At 73.1% G+C, this 17326-nt stretch carries 7 protein-coding genes (1 of these 7 running past the window's edge); all 7 read left to right on the forward strand.

All coding sequences use genetic code 11. From position 1 onward, the window contains the following. A protein-coding gene (locus ACFY0F_RS09085) for a non-ribosomal peptide synthase/polyketide synthase (protein ID WP_388791030.1) crosses the window boundary here: on the forward strand, positions 1 to 5582 show its 3' portion. It extends 17347 nt beyond the left edge of the window; the window shows 5582 of its 22929 coding nt (coding positions 17348-22929); its start codon lies beyond the left edge, outside the window; the stop codon is at positions 5580 to 5582. After that, positions 5579 to 12772 (forward strand): amino acid adenylation domain-containing protein, encoded by a 7194-nt coding sequence (locus ACFY0F_RS09090; RefSeq protein ID WP_388791032.1) that lies wholly within the window; start codon positions 5579 to 5581, stop codon positions 12770 to 12772. Before ACFY0F_RS09085 ends, ACFY0F_RS09090 begins: the two co-directional genes overlap by 4 nt. Positions 12773 to 12913: 141 nt before the next feature. Further along, on the forward strand, positions 12914 to 13132 hold the full coding sequence (locus ACFY0F_RS09095) for an MbtH family protein (protein WP_388791034.1): 219 nt from the start codon (positions 12914 to 12916) through the stop codon (positions 13130 to 13132). A gap of 40 nt (positions 13133 to 13172) precedes the next feature. Next, the gene (locus tag ACFY0F_RS09100; RefSeq protein WP_388791036.1) at positions 13173 to 14216 is read left to right on the forward strand and encodes a TauD/TfdA family dioxygenase; all 1044 of its coding nucleotides are present in this window, start codon (positions 13173 to 13175) and stop codon (positions 14214 to 14216) included. Next, positions 14213 to 15220: an ABC transporter ATP-binding protein gene (locus ACFY0F_RS09105; protein WP_388791038.1), complete on the forward strand. Its 1008-nt coding sequence runs from the start codon at positions 14213 to 14215 to the stop codon at positions 15218 to 15220. Before ACFY0F_RS09100 ends, ACFY0F_RS09105 begins: the two co-directional genes overlap by 4 nt. Beyond that, positions 15220 to 15990, forward strand: coding sequence for an ABC transporter permease (locus tag ACFY0F_RS09110; protein ID WP_388791040.1), 771 nt, complete (start codon positions 15220 to 15222; stop codon positions 15988 to 15990). The genes ACFY0F_RS09105 and ACFY0F_RS09110 overlap by 1 nt, the downstream gene beginning before the upstream one ends. Positions 15991 to 16213: 223 nt before the next feature. Further along, entirely contained in the window at positions 16214 to 17128 is a 915-nt protein-coding gene (locus ACFY0F_RS09115; RefSeq protein WP_388791042.1) for a class I SAM-dependent methyltransferase, read from the forward strand. Positions 17129 to 17326: the final 198 nt, after the last annotated feature.

The raw sequence follows: 17326 nt of genomic DNA on the forward strand, positions 1-17326 counted from the left end.
TGCCGCTGCGGGCGGAACTGTTCGTTTTGGGCGAGCGTGAACACGTACTGGTCGTGCTGGTGCACCACATCGCCGGCGACGGATGGTCGATGGCCCCGCTCTCGCGGGACCTCGCGACCGCCTACGCCGCGCGGAGCCGGGGCGAGGCACCGTCATGGGCGCCGCCGGCGGTCCAGTACGTGGACTACACGCTCTGGCAGCGCGCTCTGCTCGGAGACGAGACGGACCCCGACAGCCTGCTCGCCCGGCAGGTGGCGTACTGGGCCGAGACCCTGGCGGACCTGCCCGAGCAACTCGCGCTTCCGGCGGACCGCCCCCGCCCCGCCGTGTCCACCTACCGCGGCGAGATGTTCGGCTTCGACCTGAGCCCCGAACTGCACCGCAGGCTGGCGGGCCTCGCCCGGGTCGAGGAAGCCAGCCTCCACATGGTGCTGCACGCCGGCCTGGCCGCCCTGCTGACCAGGCTCGGTGCCGGTACGGACCTGCCGATCGGCAGCGGGGTCGCCGGGCGGCGCGACGAGGCGCTCGACGACGCGATCGGGCTCTTCGTCAACACGCTGGTGATGCGGACGGACACCACGGGCGACCCGTCGTTCGGTGAACTGCTGCGGCGCGTGCGGGATACCGCTCTGACCGCGTACTCGCACCAGGACGTGCCCTTCGAGCACTTGGTGGAGGTACTGAACCCGGTCCGCTCCCCGAACCGCCACCCGCTGTTCCAGGTGGCGCTGGTGCTGCAGAACACACCGGCCGCCGGCCTGGCGCTGGCCGGTGTCGACGTGACGCCGGAGCCGGCCAGTTCGGGGACGTCGCGGTTCGACCTGTTCTTCAGCGTCACCGAACGGCCCGCGCCGCAGGGGGCGCCGGCCGGTTCCTTCGGCGGGGTGCGCGCCACCGTGGAGTACAGCACCGACCTCTTCGACCGGCAGACCGTCGAGTCGATGGCCGCACGGTGGATCCGGCTGCTGGAGGCGGTGACCGCTGACCCGGCGCAGCCCATCGGCCAGGCCGACCTCCTCACGCCCGCCGAGCGGACCCGGATGCTTGGCGCAGCCGACGACCGGATCGCCCTGGCCGGCCTGCCGGCGCTGTTCGAGGCGCAGGCGGCCCGGACTCCGGACGCGGCGGCCGTCATCGCCGGGGACCTCACCCTGTCGTACGCGGAGCTGAACACGCGGGCCAACCGCCTGGCCCACCTGCTGATCTCGCGCGGCGTCGGGCCCGAGCAGACCGTCGCGCTGGCCTTCCCCCGCTCCGCCGAACTGATCGTCGCGGTCCTCGGAACGCTCAAGGCGGGGGCGGCCTACCTCCCGCTGGACCTCGGCTACCCGGCGGAGCGCCTCGCGTTCATGCTCGCCGACGCCCGCCCGTCGCTGCTGCTGACGGGTGGCATCGGCGGCGCCGAGATTCCCGGGGCCGCCGGCCTGCCCAGGCTGGACCTGGACGCCGGCGGGCAGCTCACCGCGGACCTGGCCGGCCGGGCGTGCACCGACCCCGGTGACGCCGACCGGGTACGGCCACTGGCACCGGCCAACCCGGCCTACGTCCTGTACACATCCGGCTCGACCGGCAGGCCCAAGGGTGTGGTGGTCACCCACGCCGGTGCGGCCGGCCTGGTGGCGACACAGACGCGGGCCTTCGGCGCCGGACCGGGCAGCCGGGTCCTGCAGTTCGCCTCGCCGAGCTTCGACGCGGCGTTCTGGGAGCTGTGCATGGCGCTGCTGACCGGTGCGGCACTGGTGGTGGCGCCGGCCGAACGGCTGCTGCCCGGCCCGGACCTCGCCGCGCTGGCGGCCGAGCACGGTGTGACCCATCTGACGGTGCCGCCGGTGGCGCTCGGGGTGATGACGCCCGACCAGCTGCCGACGGTGACCACCCTGGTGGTGGCCGGTGAGGCCTGCCCGCCGGAGACGGTGGCGGCCTGGAGCCGCGGCCGGCGGATGGTCAACGCCTACGGGCCGACCGAGTCGACGGTCTGCGGCACGATGAGCCGGCCGCTGTCCGGCGAGGGCGGCGTGCCGCCCATCGGCACGCCGATCCTCGGCACCCGGGCCTATGTGCTAGACGCCGGGCTGCGCCCGGTGCCGCCGGGCGTGGTGGGCGAGTTGTATCTGACGGGCGCGGGCCTGGCCCGCGGCTACCTCGGACGGTCCGGCCTGACCGCCGAGCGGTTCCTGGCCTGTCCGTTCGCCGAGCCGGGTACGCGGATGTACCGCACGGGGGACCTCGCGCGGTGGAACTCCGAGGGCGATCTGGAGTTCGCCGGGCGGGCCGACGAGCAGGTCAAGGTGCGGGGCCATCGGATCGAGCTGGGTGAGGTGGAGTCCGCGATGGCCGCCCATCCCGGCGTGGGGCAGGCGGTCGCGGTGGCCCGCCAGGACGGGCCCGGCGGAAGCCGCCTGGTCGGGTACGTCGTACCGGGGAAGGACACCGAGGAGACCGCGAGCGGTGCGGCCACCGCGGACACCGGTGGTGCGCCGGACGGGTCCGACCGGGTGCTGGGCGAGTGGCGGCAGCTGTACGACACGCTGTACGGCGAGTCGGAGCCGGCCCCGTTCGGCGAGGACTTCACCGGCTGGAACAGCAGCTACGACGGGGAGCCGATCCCGGAAGACGAGATGAGGCAGTGGCGGGACGCGACCGTCACGCGGATCCGTGAGCTGCGGCCCGGGCGCATCCTGGAGATCGGGGTCGGCCGCGGCCTGATCCTCTCCCAGCTCGCCGCGGACTGCGACGAGTACTGGGGCACCGACCTGTCGGCGGCGGTGATCGAGTCCCTGGCGGCACAGGTCGCCGATGAGCCGGCGATCGCCGGCAAGGTGCAGCTGCGGGCACAGCCCGCGGACGACCTCACCGGGCTGCCCGAGGGCTGCTTCGACACCGTGGTGCTCAATTCGGTCGCCCAGTACTTCCCGGACGCCGACTACCTGACCGAGGTGATCGGCAACCTGATGCGACTGCTGGCGCCGGGCGGTGCCCTGTTCCTGGGTGACATCCGCAACCTGCGGCTGCTGCCGATGCTGCAGGCGGCCACGGGCAACGCGGGGCAGGAGCGGGAGCTGCTGGTCGATCCGGACTACTTCCCGGCCCTGGCCGGTGTGGTGCCGGGGGTCGGCTCCGTGGACATCCGCCTCAAGCGGGGGCGGTACCACAACGAGCTGTCCCGCTACCGCTACGACGCCGTGCTGCACCGCTCGCCGCTGGCGTCACCGCCCCGGCCGTTCGGGGACGCACCGGTGATGCGCTGGCAGGACCTGGCCGGCGGAACGGAGGGACTGGCCGCGCTGCTGGGCGAGGGCCGTCCGGACCGGCTGCGGGTCACCGGCATTCCCAACGCCCGGCTGGCGGGCGAGGCTACCGTCGCGCCGGTCGCGGCCGTGGACCCGGAGACCCTGTGCGAGCTGGGCGAAAGGCTCGGGCTGTGGGTGGCCGTCACCTGGTCGGGCGCGGAAGGGGACGACTGTTTCGACGTGCTGTTCGCCGACGCCGGCGACGGTGCCGGCACCGCGGTCACCGGGGGGTACCTGCCGGTGGCCCCCGCGGTGGCGGACCGGTCGTCGCTGAGGGCCTTCACCAACGACCCGGCGGCTGTGACGGCGCCGGTGGCGCTGGGCACCTCGGTGCGTGCCTGGCTGCGGAAGAAGCTGCCGGAATACCTGGTTCCGTCGGCCGTCGTCACGCTCGACGCCCTGCCGCTGACGCCGAACGGGAAGGTCGACCGCAAGGCGCTGCCCGCGCCGGAGCAGCCCGGCACCCCGGCGGGCCGCCCGCCCACCACCGCACGGGAGCGCCTGCTGCGCGACATCTTCGCCGACGTACTCGGCCTCCCGACCGTCGGCGTCGACGACAACTTCTTCGACATCGGCGGCGACAGCATCGTCTCCATCCAGGTGGTCAGCAAGGCCCGCGCCGCAGGGCTCGCGATCGCCCCCCAGGACGTGTTCCGGCACCGCACCGTGGCGGAACTGGCCGCGGCTGCCCAAACCCTCGGCGGGGAGGCGGAGGCCGAGGCGCCGCAGGCGGGCATCGGCACGGTGCCGCTGACACCGGCCCTCCACGCGCTGCGCGAGCGGGACCCGGACCCCGGCACCCGGTACGAGGCCATGACAGTGGAGGTCCCGGCCGGGCTGGACGCGGAGCGGCTCGAAGCGGCTCTGCAGGCGGTCCTTGACCATCACGACGCGCTGCGCACGCGTCTGACCCGTGTCCCCGGCGAGCCCCCGCGGACGGGCCCGGACGAGTGGCTGCTGGAGGTGACGCCGCCCGGTACGGTCCGGGCCGCGGACTGCCTGCACCGGGTCGTCGTCGCGTGCACCGAGGACCTGACCGCCGCGGAGGAACGGGCGGCGTCGGCCCGCCTCGCCCCGGCGTCCGGGGTGATGGTCCAGGCGGTCTGGTTCGACGCCGGCCCCGGCCGGCCCGGGCGGCTGCTGCTCGTGCTGCACCGCCTCGTCACGGACCCCGAGTCCTGGCGGATCCTGCTGCAGGACATCACCGCAGCCTGCGCGGCGTCCGGTGAGGGCCGGCGCCCGGAACTCGCCGCGGTCGGCACGTCGTTCCGGCGATGGGCCCAGCACCTGCGCGCCCAGGCACGGGACGCGCGGCGGGTCGAGGAGCTTGCACGGTGGACCGGGGTCCTCACCGAGCCGGACGGTTCCGCTGAGCCCGACGCCGAACAGGTCGGGCCCCATGCCCCCGGCCCCGAGCCGGACCAGCCGGGGCGGGATGCCGACGGTCGGCCGGCGGAGAGCTCCGGGGACACGGCGGCCGGGACCGGCACGCTGACGGTCGCCCTGTCCGCCGAACGCACCGAGGCGCTGCTCACCACCGTGCCGGCGGCTTTCCACGCCGACGCCGAGGACGTGCTGTTGACGGCGTTCGCGCTGGCGCTGGCCGACTGGCGGCGCCGCCGGGGGCCCGGTCACCCGAGTGGCACGGACATCCCCGGCATCAGGAGCGACTCCGTGCTGACCGACGTACGCAGGACCGGCCGGACCGGCATCGCCGAAGGCGTCGACCTGTCCCGCACCGTGGGCTGCTTCACCGCGACCCATCCGGTCCGCCTGGAGCTGGGCGGCGTGGACTGGAACGAGCTGTGGAACGGCGGGCACGCCGCCGGCATGGCGCTCAAGCGGGTCAAGGAGGAACTGAGGGCGCTGCCGGACAGCGGCCTGGGATTCGGCCTGCTGCGCCACCTCAACCCCGAAACCGCCCCGGTCCTCGCGGGCCGGCCCTCGCCGCAGGCCGCCTTCCACTACCTCGGGCGGCTGCCCCGGACTCCCTCCGGCTCCTGGCCGGGCGAGCCCGGCATGGAGCCGGAGTACCGGATCGAGGTGCGAGCGGCAGCCGTGCAGCACCCGGACGGCCCGCGGCTGACCGCCACCTGGTGCCGGCCGCCGGCCCGGTTCACCGAGGCCGACCTGCGGGACCTGGCCGACACCTGGGTGCGCGCACTGGACGCGCTGGCCGCCCACGCCACCCGGCCCGACGCCGGTGGCCGTACCCCGTCCGACGTACCGCTGGTCCGGCTGAGCCAGGACAAGCTCGAACAGCTCGAGGCCGCATGGAGGAGAACACGATGACGCAGGCGGATGTGCAGGCGGAACTGGAGGACATCCTGCCGCTGGCGCCACTGCAGGAAGGGTTGCTGTTCCACGCGCTCTACGACGAGGCGGCGCTCGACCTCTACACCCTGCAGATGGCCTTCGACCTGGAGGGTGTCCTCGACGCCGAGGCGCTGCGCGCCGCCGCGCGCGCCCTGCTGCGGCGCCATGCGGCCCTCCGGGCCGGTTTCTGGCACGAGGACCTGGACGAGCCGGTGCAGATCATCCCGCGTGAGGTGGCGCTTCCCTGGACGGACGCCGACCTCGGCGCGCTGGATCCCGCCGAGCGGGAGGCCGAGGCGGAGCGGATCGCGGTGGCGGACAGGCTCCGCCGCTTCGACCCGGCCCGCCCGCCGCTGCTGCGGTTCACGCTCATCCGGCTCGGGCCGGCGCGGTACCGGTTCCTCCTCACCGCCCATCACCTGGTGCTGGACGGGTGGTCCGTGCAGTTGCTGCTGGGCGAGCTGTTCCAGCTCTACACGCGGGGCGGTCGCGAGGACGGGATGCCCCCGGCGGCCCGGTACCGCGACTACCTGGCCTGGCTGGCCGGCCTGGACCGGGCGGCCGCCGAAGACGTCTGGCGCGAGGTGCTGAAGGGCGTCGACGAGCCCACCCGCGTCGCCCCGTCGGACCCGTCCCGGGCGCCGGAACTGCCGGGCCAGGTGCTCCGCGACCTGCCGAACGACCTCGCCGCCGCGCTGGACGGCCTCGCCCGTCGCGAGGGCCTGACCCTGAACACGGTGTTCCTGGGCGCCTGGGCGATCGTGCTCGGCCAGCTGACCGGCCGGGACGACGTGGTGTTCGGCACCACGGTGTCCGGGCGCCCGCCCCAGGTGCCCGGAGCCGAGAAGATGATCGGCCTGTTCGCCAACACGCTGCCGGTCCGCGTCCGCCTCGACCCGGCGGAGCCGCTGTCCGGGATGCTGGCCCGGCTGCAGCAGGATCAGACCCGCCTGATGCCCTGTCAGCACGTGGGGCTGGCCGGCATCCAGCGCAGCCTGAACTCGGGTGAACTCTTCGACACGGCGACCGTGTTCGAGAACCTCCCGGCCGGCGAGAGCGACCTGGCCGCCGCGGCGCACGGCAGCGGACTGCGGGTGGCCGGGAGCCGGAGCCACGGCGTCACCCACTACCCGCTCAACTTCATGGTGATGCCCGGCAGTCCGCTGCGCCTGCGTCTGGACCACCAGATCGACCTGTTCGACCGTGAGGCCGCGGAGGCGATCATGGGCCGGGTGGTCCGGGTCCTGCAGGCGGCGGTCGCGGACCCGGGGCGACGGATCGGCGCCCTGGAGATCCTGACTCCGCAGGAGCGGGCCCGGGTGCTGGTGGAGTGGAACGGTACGCCGGGCGAGCCGCCGTCGGTGCTGGTGCCCGAGGCCTTCGAAGCACAGGCTGAGCGGACTCCGGAGGCGGTGGCCGTGACCGCCGACCGGACGGAGTGGACGTTCGCGGAACTGAATGCCCGGGCGGACACGCTCGCGCGGCGCCTGGCCGGCCGCGGTGTCGGTCCCGACACGCTGGTCGGACTGTGCGTGCGAAGGTCGGCCGACATGATCGCGGCCGTCCTGGCCGTGTGGAAGGCCGGTGGGGTGTGCGTACCGCTCGACCCCGGCTACCCCGCGGAGCGGCTGTCGCTCATGCTCGCCGACGCGTCCGTGCCCGTGGTGGTGACCGAAGGGACCCTGGCCGGACTCCTGGCCGGGAGCCGGGCCACCCTGGTACTGCTGGACGCGGACGATCTGCCCGACGCTGACGATCTTCCCGAGGCGGACGCGGACGCCCATGCCGTCGCGCGGCCGAGCGCGCGCACCGGACCGTCGGCGGCGTTACGCGCGGACCACGCCGCGTACGTCGTGTACACGTCCGGGTCGACGGGCGTGCCGAAGGGTGTGGTCGTGACGCACGAGGGGCTGGCCAACCTGTTCGCCAGCCACCGCGACCGGGTGTTCGCCCCCGCAGCGGCCACCGTGGCCGCGGTGGAAGGGCGCCGGCTGCGGGTGGCGCACACCGCGTCGCTGTCGTTCGACGCGAGCATGGGCCAGATCCTCGGCCTCATCGCCGGCCACGAACTGCACATCGTGGACGACGACACCCGCCGCGACGCCGTCGCCCTTCTGGACTACGTACGCGACCGGCGGGTCGACTACCTCGGGATCACGCCGTCGCTGCTGCGCGAACTGGCCGCGCTGGGAATGCTGGACGGCCCCGGCCACCGGCCGGGCGTGATCCTGCTCGGCGCGGAGGCCACCGGTGCAGCGCTGTGGGAGACGCTGCGCGCGTACCCGGGCACCGAGGTGCACAACTACTACGCGCCGAGCGAGTGCACGGTGGACGCGGTCGGGGCCCGGGTACGCGACAGCGACCGGCCGGTGATCGGCCGTCCGGTCCAGAACATGCGGGTCTACGTGCTCGACGCACGGCTGCGCCCGGTGCCTCCCGGCGTGGTGGGGGAGGTCTATCTTTCCGGCGTCCAGCTCGCCCGCGGCTACCTGAACCGGCCCGGCCTGACCGCGGAGCGCTTCGCCGCGGATCCGTTCGGCGGGCCGGGAGCCAGGATGTACCGGACCGGTGACCTGGCCCGCTGGACGCCTGCCGGACTGCTGGAGTTCGCCGGACGCGCGGACGAGCAGGTGAAACTGCGCGGATACCGGATCGAGCTCGGCGAGGTCGAGGCGGCGCTCGCCCGGCACGCCACGGTCGCGCACGCGGTCGCGACGGTGCGTGAGGACCGGCCCGGCGACCAGCGCCTGACCGCCTACGTGGTGCCCGCGCCCGGTGCCACGGCGCACCCCGTCGAACTCCGGGAGTACGTCGCCGAAAGACTGCCCGAGTTCATGGTTCCCGCCGCGATCGTCGTCCTCGACGCATTGCCGCTCACCCCCAGCGGGAAGCTGGCCCGCCGCGAACTCCCGGTCCCGGGGCCGGTTTTCCACGGGGTCGCGGGCCGGGAGCCACGCAGCCAGACGGAGGAGATCCTGTGCGGGCTGTTCGCCGAGGCGCTCGGGATCGCACGAGCCGGAACCGACGACGACTTCTTCGCCCTGGGCGGGCACTCGCTGCTCGCGACCCGGCTGGTGTCACGCATCCGCGCGGTGCTCGGCGCCGAACTCACCGTGCGGGACGTTTTCGAGGCCCCGACCGTCGCCGGTCTCGCGACCCGGCTCGACGCGCCCCGCGAGGGCGCCAGGCGACGGCCGCCGCTGCGGCCCGCGGGTGAGCGTCCGGACGAACTGCCGCTGTCGTTCGCCCAGCAGCGCCTTTGGTTCCTGCAACGGCTGGAAGGCCCGTCCGCCACGTACAACATGCCGTTCGCCCTGCGTTTGGCCGGCGACCTCGACGTCTCGGCGCTGCGCGCGGCCCTGGGCGATGTGGTGGCCCGGCACGAGGCGCTGCGCACGGTCTACCCGGATTCCGGGGGGATCCCGCGCCAGCACGTCCTCAGCCCCGCCGACGCAGCCGTCGAACTGCCCGTCCAGTCTGTCGACGAGGCCGGACTCGCCGCGGTGATCGCGGCCGCCGCGGCCCACCGGTTCGACCTCACCTCCGAACCACCCCTGCGTGCGGCACTGTTCGACCTCGGCCCGGACGAGCACGTCCTGCTGCTCGTGCTCCATCACATCGCCGGGGACGGCTGGTCCAACCGCCCGTTCGCCCGCGACCTGTCCGGCGCCTACGCCGCCCGGCGCGCGGGCCGGTCCCCGTCCTGGGCACCCCTGGCCGTCCAGTACGCCGACTACACCCTGTGGCAGCGGCGGTTCCTCGGCGCGCCGGACGACCCGGACAGTGTGCTCTCCCGCCAGGTGGAGTACTGGCGGGAGGCCCTGGAGGGACTGCCGGCCGAGCTGGAGCTGCGGCGGGACCGGCCGCGTCCGGACGTGGCCGGCCGGCGGGGCGCCACAGTGCCGCTGCGCCTGGACGCGGACGTCCACGCCCGGCTCGCCGGGCTGGCCCGGGCGGGCAACGCGAGTCTGTTCATGGTCGTCCAGGCGGCGCTGGCCGCGTTGCTCACCCGGGAGGGCGCGGGCACCGACATCCCGATCGGCACGCCGATCGCGGGGCGTACCGAGGACGCGCTGGACGACCTCGTCGGATGCTTCGTCAACACCCTGGTGCTGCGCACCGACACCGGTGGGAACCCGAGCTTCGCGGACCTGCTCGGCCGCGTCCGCGAGGTCGGCCTGGCCGCACACACGAACCAGGACGTACCCTTCGAGCATCTGGTCGAGGTGCTCAAGCCGGCCCGTTCGGCGGCCCGGCACCCTCTCTTCCAGGTGATGCTGACCCTCCAGCACGCCGAAGACCTCGCCGTGGACCTGGACGGCCTGCGCTACCGGGCCGAGGCGGTGGAGTCACAGTCGGCCAAGTTCGACCTGCTGTTCCGGCTCGCCGAGCGGCACACCGCGGACGGTCTGCCCGGCGGTCTTGAGGGCGGCGTCGAATACAGCACGGACCTGTTCGACCGGCAGACGGTGCAGGACCTGGTGGCCAGGTTCGAGCGGCTGCTCGACGCCGCGACCGCCGACCCGGACGAGCGGATCTGGCGACTCGACACCCTCGCGCCCGCGGAGCGTGAGCGGGTCCTGACGGCGTGGAACGACACCGCACGGCCCCTGTCCCCGCTGACACTGACGGAGCTGTTCGAGGCGCAGGCGGCCCGCACACCGGACGCGCCGGCCCTGGCCGCATCCGGCGTCACCCTGTCCTACGCCGAGCTGAACGCGTGGGCGAACCGGCTCGCCCACGCCCTGATCGAGCGCGGCGCCGGACCGGAGCGAGTGGTGGCCGTCGCCCTGCCGCGCTCGGCCGAACTGGCCGTGGCGCTGCTGGCCGTGCTCAAGTCCGGCGCGGCCTATCTGCCCATCGACGCGAACCATCCCGCCGAGCGGATCCGCGCCGTGCTCGACGACGCCCGGCCGGTCTGCGTCCTCGACGACCCGGCCCAGGTACGCAACCCCGGCGACCGGCCGGGCACGGACCCGGGCGACACCACCCGCGCCACGCGGCTGACGCCGTCGCACCCCGCGTACGTGCTCTACACCTCCGGCTCCACCGGCACGCCCAAGGGAGTGGTCGTCCCGCACGCCGCCGTCGTCAACCGGCTGCTCGGCATACAGGCCGAGTACGCGCTGGAGCCCTCCGACATCGTGCTGTACAAGGCGCCGACGGCGTTCGACGCGTCCGTGTGGGAGTTCTTCTGGCCCCTGACCACCGGCGCCCGGATCGTGGTCGCCGACCCAGAGGGGCACCGCGACCCGGTCTACTTGGCCTCGACGATCCGAGAGCACGCGGTGACGACCGTGCATTTCGTGCCGTCGATGCTGCGGGCCTTCCTCGACGAACCCGCCGCGGCCGGCTGTACCAGCCTGCGCCGGGTCCTGACCGGCGGCGAGTCACTCCCCGCGGACCTGCGGGACCGTGCCCTGACCGTGCTGGACGTGACCCTGCACCATCTGTACGGACCGACGGAGACCGCCGTCCACGCGACCTCCTGGACCTGCGAGCGTGAGCCGGCCACCGCATCGCTCGGGGACGGCCGCCCGGTGCCGATCGGCCGGCCCGTCACCAACGTGCGCGCCTACGTGCTCGACGCGGGACTCGGCCCGGTGCCTCCGGGCACGGTCGGGGAGGTCTACCTGGCCGGGGTCCAGCTCGCCCGCGGCTACCTGAACCGGCGCGGCCTCACGGCGGAGCGGTTCGTCGCCTGCCCGTTCGGCGCCCCGGGTGAGCGGATGTACCGGACCGGTGACCTCGCGCTGTGGACCGCGGACGGTGTGCTGCGGTTCGTCGGCCGCGCGGACGACCAGGTGAAGCTACGGGGGTTCCGCATCGAGCTCGGCGAGGTCGATGCGGTACTGACCCGGCACGAGACGGTCGCCCGGGCCGCGGCGGTGGTGCGCGAGGACCAGCCGGGACAGCGGCGGCTGGTGGCGTACGTGGTCGCGGCACCGGGCGCCGAGCCACGGGAGACCGACCTGCGGGCACACGCCGCGGCGGCGCTGCCGGACTTCATGGTGCCGGCCCACGTCGTCGTGGTGGCCGCCCTGCCCCTGACGACCAGCGGCAAACTGGACCGGCGTGCCCTGCCGGAGCCCGGCCCGCGCTTCGTGACGCCCAAGCGGCCGGCTCGCACACCCGAGGAGGAGATCCTCCGCGGTCTGTTCGCCGAACTCCTCGGCGTGGCCGGAGCCGGAATCGACGACGACTTCTTCGAACTCGGTGGGGACTCGCTGGCAGCGATCCGGCTGGTGAGCCGGATCCGGGACACGATGGGCCTCGACCTGTCGGTCCGGGACCTGTTCGCCGCGCCCACGGTGAGCCGCCTCATGGACCGGCTGCACCTCGGCGTCTCGGGCGACGCCTTCGACGTGCTCCTCCCGCTGCGGACCTCCGGCGGACGCCCGCCGCTGTTCTGCGTACATCCCGCCGGCGGCCTGAGCTGGTGCTACACCGGGCTGCTGCGGCTGCTGGGGCCGGACCTTCCGGTGTACGGGCTGCAGTCCCGCGGCATCGCGCGGCCCGGCGCGTACCCGGAGACGATGGACGACCTGGTCACCGACTACGTGGCGCAGATCCGGTCGGTGCAGCCCACCGGCCCCTACCGGCTGATGGGCTGGTCGTTCGGTGGCCTCGCGGCCCACGCCGTCGCGGTCCGCCTCCAGTCCGAGGACGAGGAGGTTTCCCTGCTCGCCCTGCTCGACTCCTATCCCCGCGACCCCGGCACCCCGGTTCCGTCCGCGGACGAGCGGGAAGTCCTCGCCACCCTGCTCGACTTCGCGGGCCACGCCGAGGACGGCGAGGACGGCGAACCACTGCGGATCGCCGATGTCATGGAGATCCTGCGGAGCGGCGGCGGGCACCTGGCGGACATCGAGGAGCGCCGCGTCGTGGCCATCACCGAGGTCTTCACCAACAACGTCAAGCTCGCGGCGGCGCACGTGCCCGGCCGGTTCGACGGGGACATCCTGCACTTCACGGCTACGGACGAACGCCCGCCGGGGCTGCCCACGGCAGCCGTCTGGGAGCCCGCCGTCACCGGGCGCGTGGAGCGGCACGCCGTGGACTGCACCCACCGCGAGATGTGCCGGCCGGAGCCGCTGGCCCGGATCGGCCGCGTGCTGGCCGAGAGGCTGAGCGACGCGGCGCCGCCGGACGGGCACACCCGGTAGCCGGAGCACCGGCGAAGGCCGAAGAGACCACGGGCCACAGATCACAGGAAGCGAAAGCCGCCGGTGCCGGAGGTTCGTCCGGCACCGGGACCAGCCGGGTGATCCGGTCGGAGAAACCAGAAGGAAGAAGGAAGCACAGCCATGACCAACCCCTTTGAGAACCCCGAGAGCACGTACCTGGTGCTGGTCAACGACGAGGGCCAGCACTCGCTCTGGCCGTCCTTCGTGGACGTCCCGGCCGGATGGGAGGTCGCCCACGAGGAGGACACGAGGGAGGCCTGCCTCGCCTTCGTCGAGGAGCACTGGACCGACATGCGCCCGAAGAGCCTGGCTGAGGCCATGGACGGAGCCGGTTCCTGACACGTCGGTGAATACGCATCAGATCGTGAGGAGGACCGGTTTGCCGACGTACCAGGAGTTCGCCATCGGCGGCGTCGAGGAGGTGACGCTGAAGCTGACGGCGCAGGAGACGGAGCAGTTCCGGAAGGTCGCCGCCGAGGTGGCCGACGGGCTGCCGCACCCGGGCCTGGCGAACCCGGCGTTGCTCGACGGCCCCGACCTGCTGGCGGACATCGAGTTGGCGGCGCGCTGGCTCCCGACGCGGCTGGCCCGGGCGCTCAGCCACTTCAGAAAAGCAGGCAACGCCCACGGCACCCTGATCGTGCGGAACGTACCGATCGACGACGACCTGCCCCCGACGCCCGCCGACGGTGTCGCCCCGGACTGGTCGCGGTTGCCGCTGGCGACCGTCGCCCAGCTCGCCATGGTGTCCTGGCTCGGCGACGTCATCGCCTACGCGGACGAGAAGTCCGGCCGCCTCGTCCAGGACATCGTGCCGGTCAAGGGCGCCGAGAGGCGGCAGGAGAACAGCGGCAGTGTGATGCTCGAACTGCACACCGAGGATGGTTTCCATCCCTTCAAGCCGGACTTCGTCACACTGCTGTGCCTGCGCGCCGATCACGAGCGCCGCGCACTCACCACGTCCGGCGCGATCACGCGGGCGCTGCCCCGGCTGTCCGCCGAATGCGTCTCGACACTGCGCCGGCCGCTGTTCCGGATCCGCCACAGCAGCTCCTTCGGCGGCACCGGAACCGACGCCGTCTCGATGCCGCTGCCCGTCCTGTCCGGGCCGGACGCCGAGCCCGAACTGATCGCCGACTTCCACGCCATGGAAGCGGACGGTGAGGGCGCGGCGCGGGCGCTCGACGAACTGCGGCACGCCATGATCGCGGTGATGGTGGGCACGGTGCTCGACGCCGGCGACCTGATCGTCGTCGACAACCGGGCCGCCGTGCACGGCCGCACCGATTTCCAGCCCCGCTACGACGGGCAGGACCGGTGGTTGCGGCGTTGCTTCGGGGTCTTGGACCTGCGCCTGTCCCGCGGCCTCAGGGCGGCCGGGTCCCACGTGTGCGAGCCCCTGCCACCGGGAGGACGACCGTGAAGCCCGGCCCTCTTGTCGCCGCGGCGGGGGCCGGCGCCGGGTCCCGGGCACCGCAAGAGGCCGCCCGGCCGGTGCTCGAAGTGAGGCAACTGCGCAAGTCCTACGGCGAGTTCGCCGTCCTGCGTGGCGTCGACCTGGAGGTCCGCTCCGGGGAGATCGTGTCCCTGCTCGGGCCGAACGGCGCGGGCAAGTCGACCTTCGTGTCGATCGTGGCAGGGCTGCGCCGGGCGGACTCCGGTTCGGTCACGATCGCCGGCGTCGACGCGTTCGCGCAGCCCGGGGCGGCGCGGCGGATGACAGGTCTGGCGCCCCAGGACCTGGCCGTGTATCCCGTGCTGAGCGCACGCCACAACCTGCGGTTCTTCGGCGAGTTGGCCGGCATGCGCGGCAGGGAGCTCGGTACGCGCATCGGCGAGGTGGCGCGGGCGCTGCGCATCGAACCCCTGTTGAACCGGCCGGTGGGCCAGCTCTCGGGCGGCCAGAAACGACGCGTGCACACCGCGATGGCGTTGCTGCACCGGCCGCGGCTGCTGCTGCTCGACGAGGCGACCGCGGGCGCGGACATCGAGACCCGTACCTACCTGCTCGACGTCGTCCGCGAACTGGCGGTGGACGGCTCGGCGATCATCTACTCCACCCACTATCTCCAGGAGGTGGAGATGCTCGGGGCGTCGGTGGTCCTGCTCGAATCCGGCACCGTGATCGCACGCGGTTCGGTACGGGAACTGGTGGCCGGGCACTCCACCCCCGCGGTGGAGTTCCGGTTCGCCGGGCCGGCGCCGCTCGTGGTGGCCGAGCCGGGCCGAGAGGGCTTCGCCACATGCCATGGGGACCTGCTGCGCATCGCCACACCGGACCCGGCCGCCACGATCGCCGCGACGATCCCCGCCCTGGGCGAGGACGCCCGGCGGCTGCGCGGCGTGGAGATCGTGCAGGCCAGTCTGGAGACGGTGTACCTCGCCCTGACCGGGCGCCGCTACGCCTCCGGTGGTGAGCTGCAGTGATGGGCCGCGCGGGCGCGATGATCATGCGCCAAGAACTCCGGGTGATCGGCACCATGCCGGGTTCGGCCCTGTTCGGGATCGCGATGCCGATCGTACTCGCGGCACTGACGCAGGGTCTCTTCACGCATGCCGTGCCGGCCACCAGCTCCAGCGGCACCGGCGGGGCCGAACTCGCCGTCCCGGGGATGGCGGTGGCCTTCGCCGCGCTCGGCGCGGGCCGCTCCGGCTTCGCGTTCTTCCGCGACTACGGCTGGGGCACCTGGGACCGGCTCCGGGCCAGCCCCGCGTCGACACTGGACATCGTCGTGGGCAAGGTGGCTCCCTGGGTGATCATGTCGCTCGTCCAGATGCTCGGGCTGTTCGTCGCCGCGATACCCCTGCTCGGCTTCCAGGTCTCCGGCTCCTGGCCGGCCATGGTCATGGTTCTGTTCGGTACCTCACTGTGCCTGTGCACCTTCGGTGCCCTGATGACCGCCGTCTCCCGAACGTCCCAGCAGCTCAACTCGATCAGCAGCGTCTGCGGGCTCGCGTTCGCGGCACTCGGCGGAGCCCTTGTCCCGCTGTCCGCCCTGCCGGACTGGGTGGACGCCGTCGCCCCCGCCTTCCCGACGTACTGGGGCGTGCGCGGGTTGCACGCGGTCGTACTGGAGCAGGGCGGCCTGGCCGACGTGGCCCTCCCGGTCGGGGCTCTGCTCGGCTTCACCGCCTTGTTCGCGCTCCTGACCACGGCCCGGTTCCGAGCGGGGGAGAGCAAGGTCTACTGGGGCTGAGCGGCTGTTGATCTCGCCCCACATCCATGACAGCAGTGCCGCTCGCCGTACTCCCCGGGCCCTTGGTGGTGCGCGCGACGCCGGCACCGGAACGTGAACGCGTCGACACCCGACAGTTCGATGACATATGGAGGACTCAGTGCTCGGGACGGATATTGGTGCTCAGGTCCAGGCGTTGGCCGAAAGGCACCCGGACATTCATTCCTGCCTCGATCCGGATCGAGTGGAGGATCAGCGGATCCGGGCCTTCGAGCTCTTCGGCCCGACGGACGACTTCGGCCACACGGACAACGGCGGCCGGGGCGAGAGCTACGTCGTCGCGCAACGCTCGACCCGGACCCGCGCCCGGGGAATCAACCAGCTCCTCGACATCGTCACCGGAAACAACCGCACCGCCTCCCGTGTCCTGGTCGACCTGCTGGGCGGCGATGGACTGGTGAGCCGCGTGGCGGCGCTGACCGGGCGGGACGACGCCGTGATAGCCACCTGCGACGCTTCGCCCTTCATGGTGGAACAGGCCTGGGCGAGCGGGATTCCGGCACTGCGGCAGCGGGCCGAAGCACTGCTCTTCCGTGACGAATCGGTCGGCGGCGTGCTGCTCGCCTACGGCAGCCACCATATTCCCGTGGCAGAGCGGGGCACCGTGGCCGAGGAAGCGTTCCGTGTCCTGCAGCCCGGTGGGATCTTCGTCCTCCACGATTTCCTCCCCGATTCACCGGTGGACGTGTGGTTCAGGAAAGTGGTCGACGTGTACGCGGCGACCGGCCACGACTACCCCCACTTCGAGCGCGACGAGGCCGTGTCCTGTCTGAGGTCGGCGGGATTCGAGGACGTCGCCCCCGTCCTGATGGACGACTCCTTCGTGGTTTCCGGCGCCACGAAGGAGCAGGCGGAACTGGAACTGGGGCGGTACATGGCCGACATGTACGGCCTGGAGAAGCTCTACGACGAACTCGGCATGCAGGGCGCTTGTCGCCGCACGTTCGAACTCGTCTGCGACATATTCCGTTACGAGGACGGCGCTGACGGATACCGCGAGGTCCACGCCTCGTTCGACGAGAGCGAGTCCGCTTGGACGGTGACAATGCCCCGGGAGGCACTCGTGGTCTCAGGGCGCAAGCCGGCGGCCCGGTCATGAGGCTCCCCGGTCGACGGACCGGCTTGAACCGTCGGCTCGCGCACCCACGGGCCGCGCCGGCGAATCCGCGGATCACCAGTCGGCCCGCGAACACGCCGCATTCCCCGAGCCGTCACAGGGGCGCGGGGCCGGCCCAACGGTGCGGGCCCGGCGCCGGCGGCGGGCACACCGGCTCCCCGCCCGCACCGGCCGTGGCGC

This window comes from Streptomyces sp. NPDC001544 (assembly GCF_042894285.1).
Lineage (GTDB): Bacteria > Actinomycetota > Actinomycetes > Streptomycetales > Streptomycetaceae > Streptomyces.

What these genes read in the sequence shown, in the direction of transcription:
- ACFY0F_RS09090 (WP_388791032.1), top strand. Translation starts at nt 5,579, where the DNA reads ATGACGCAGGCGGATGTGCAGGCGGAACTGGAGGACATCCTGCCGCTG.
- ACFY0F_RS09095 (WP_388791034.1), top strand. Translation starts at nt 12,914, where the DNA reads ATGACCAACCCCTTTGAGAACCCCGAGAGCACGTACCTGGTGCTGGTC.
- ACFY0F_RS09110 (WP_388791040.1), top strand. Translation starts at nt 15,220, where the DNA reads ATGGGCCGCGCGGGCGCGATGATCATGCGCCAAGAACTCCGGGTGATC.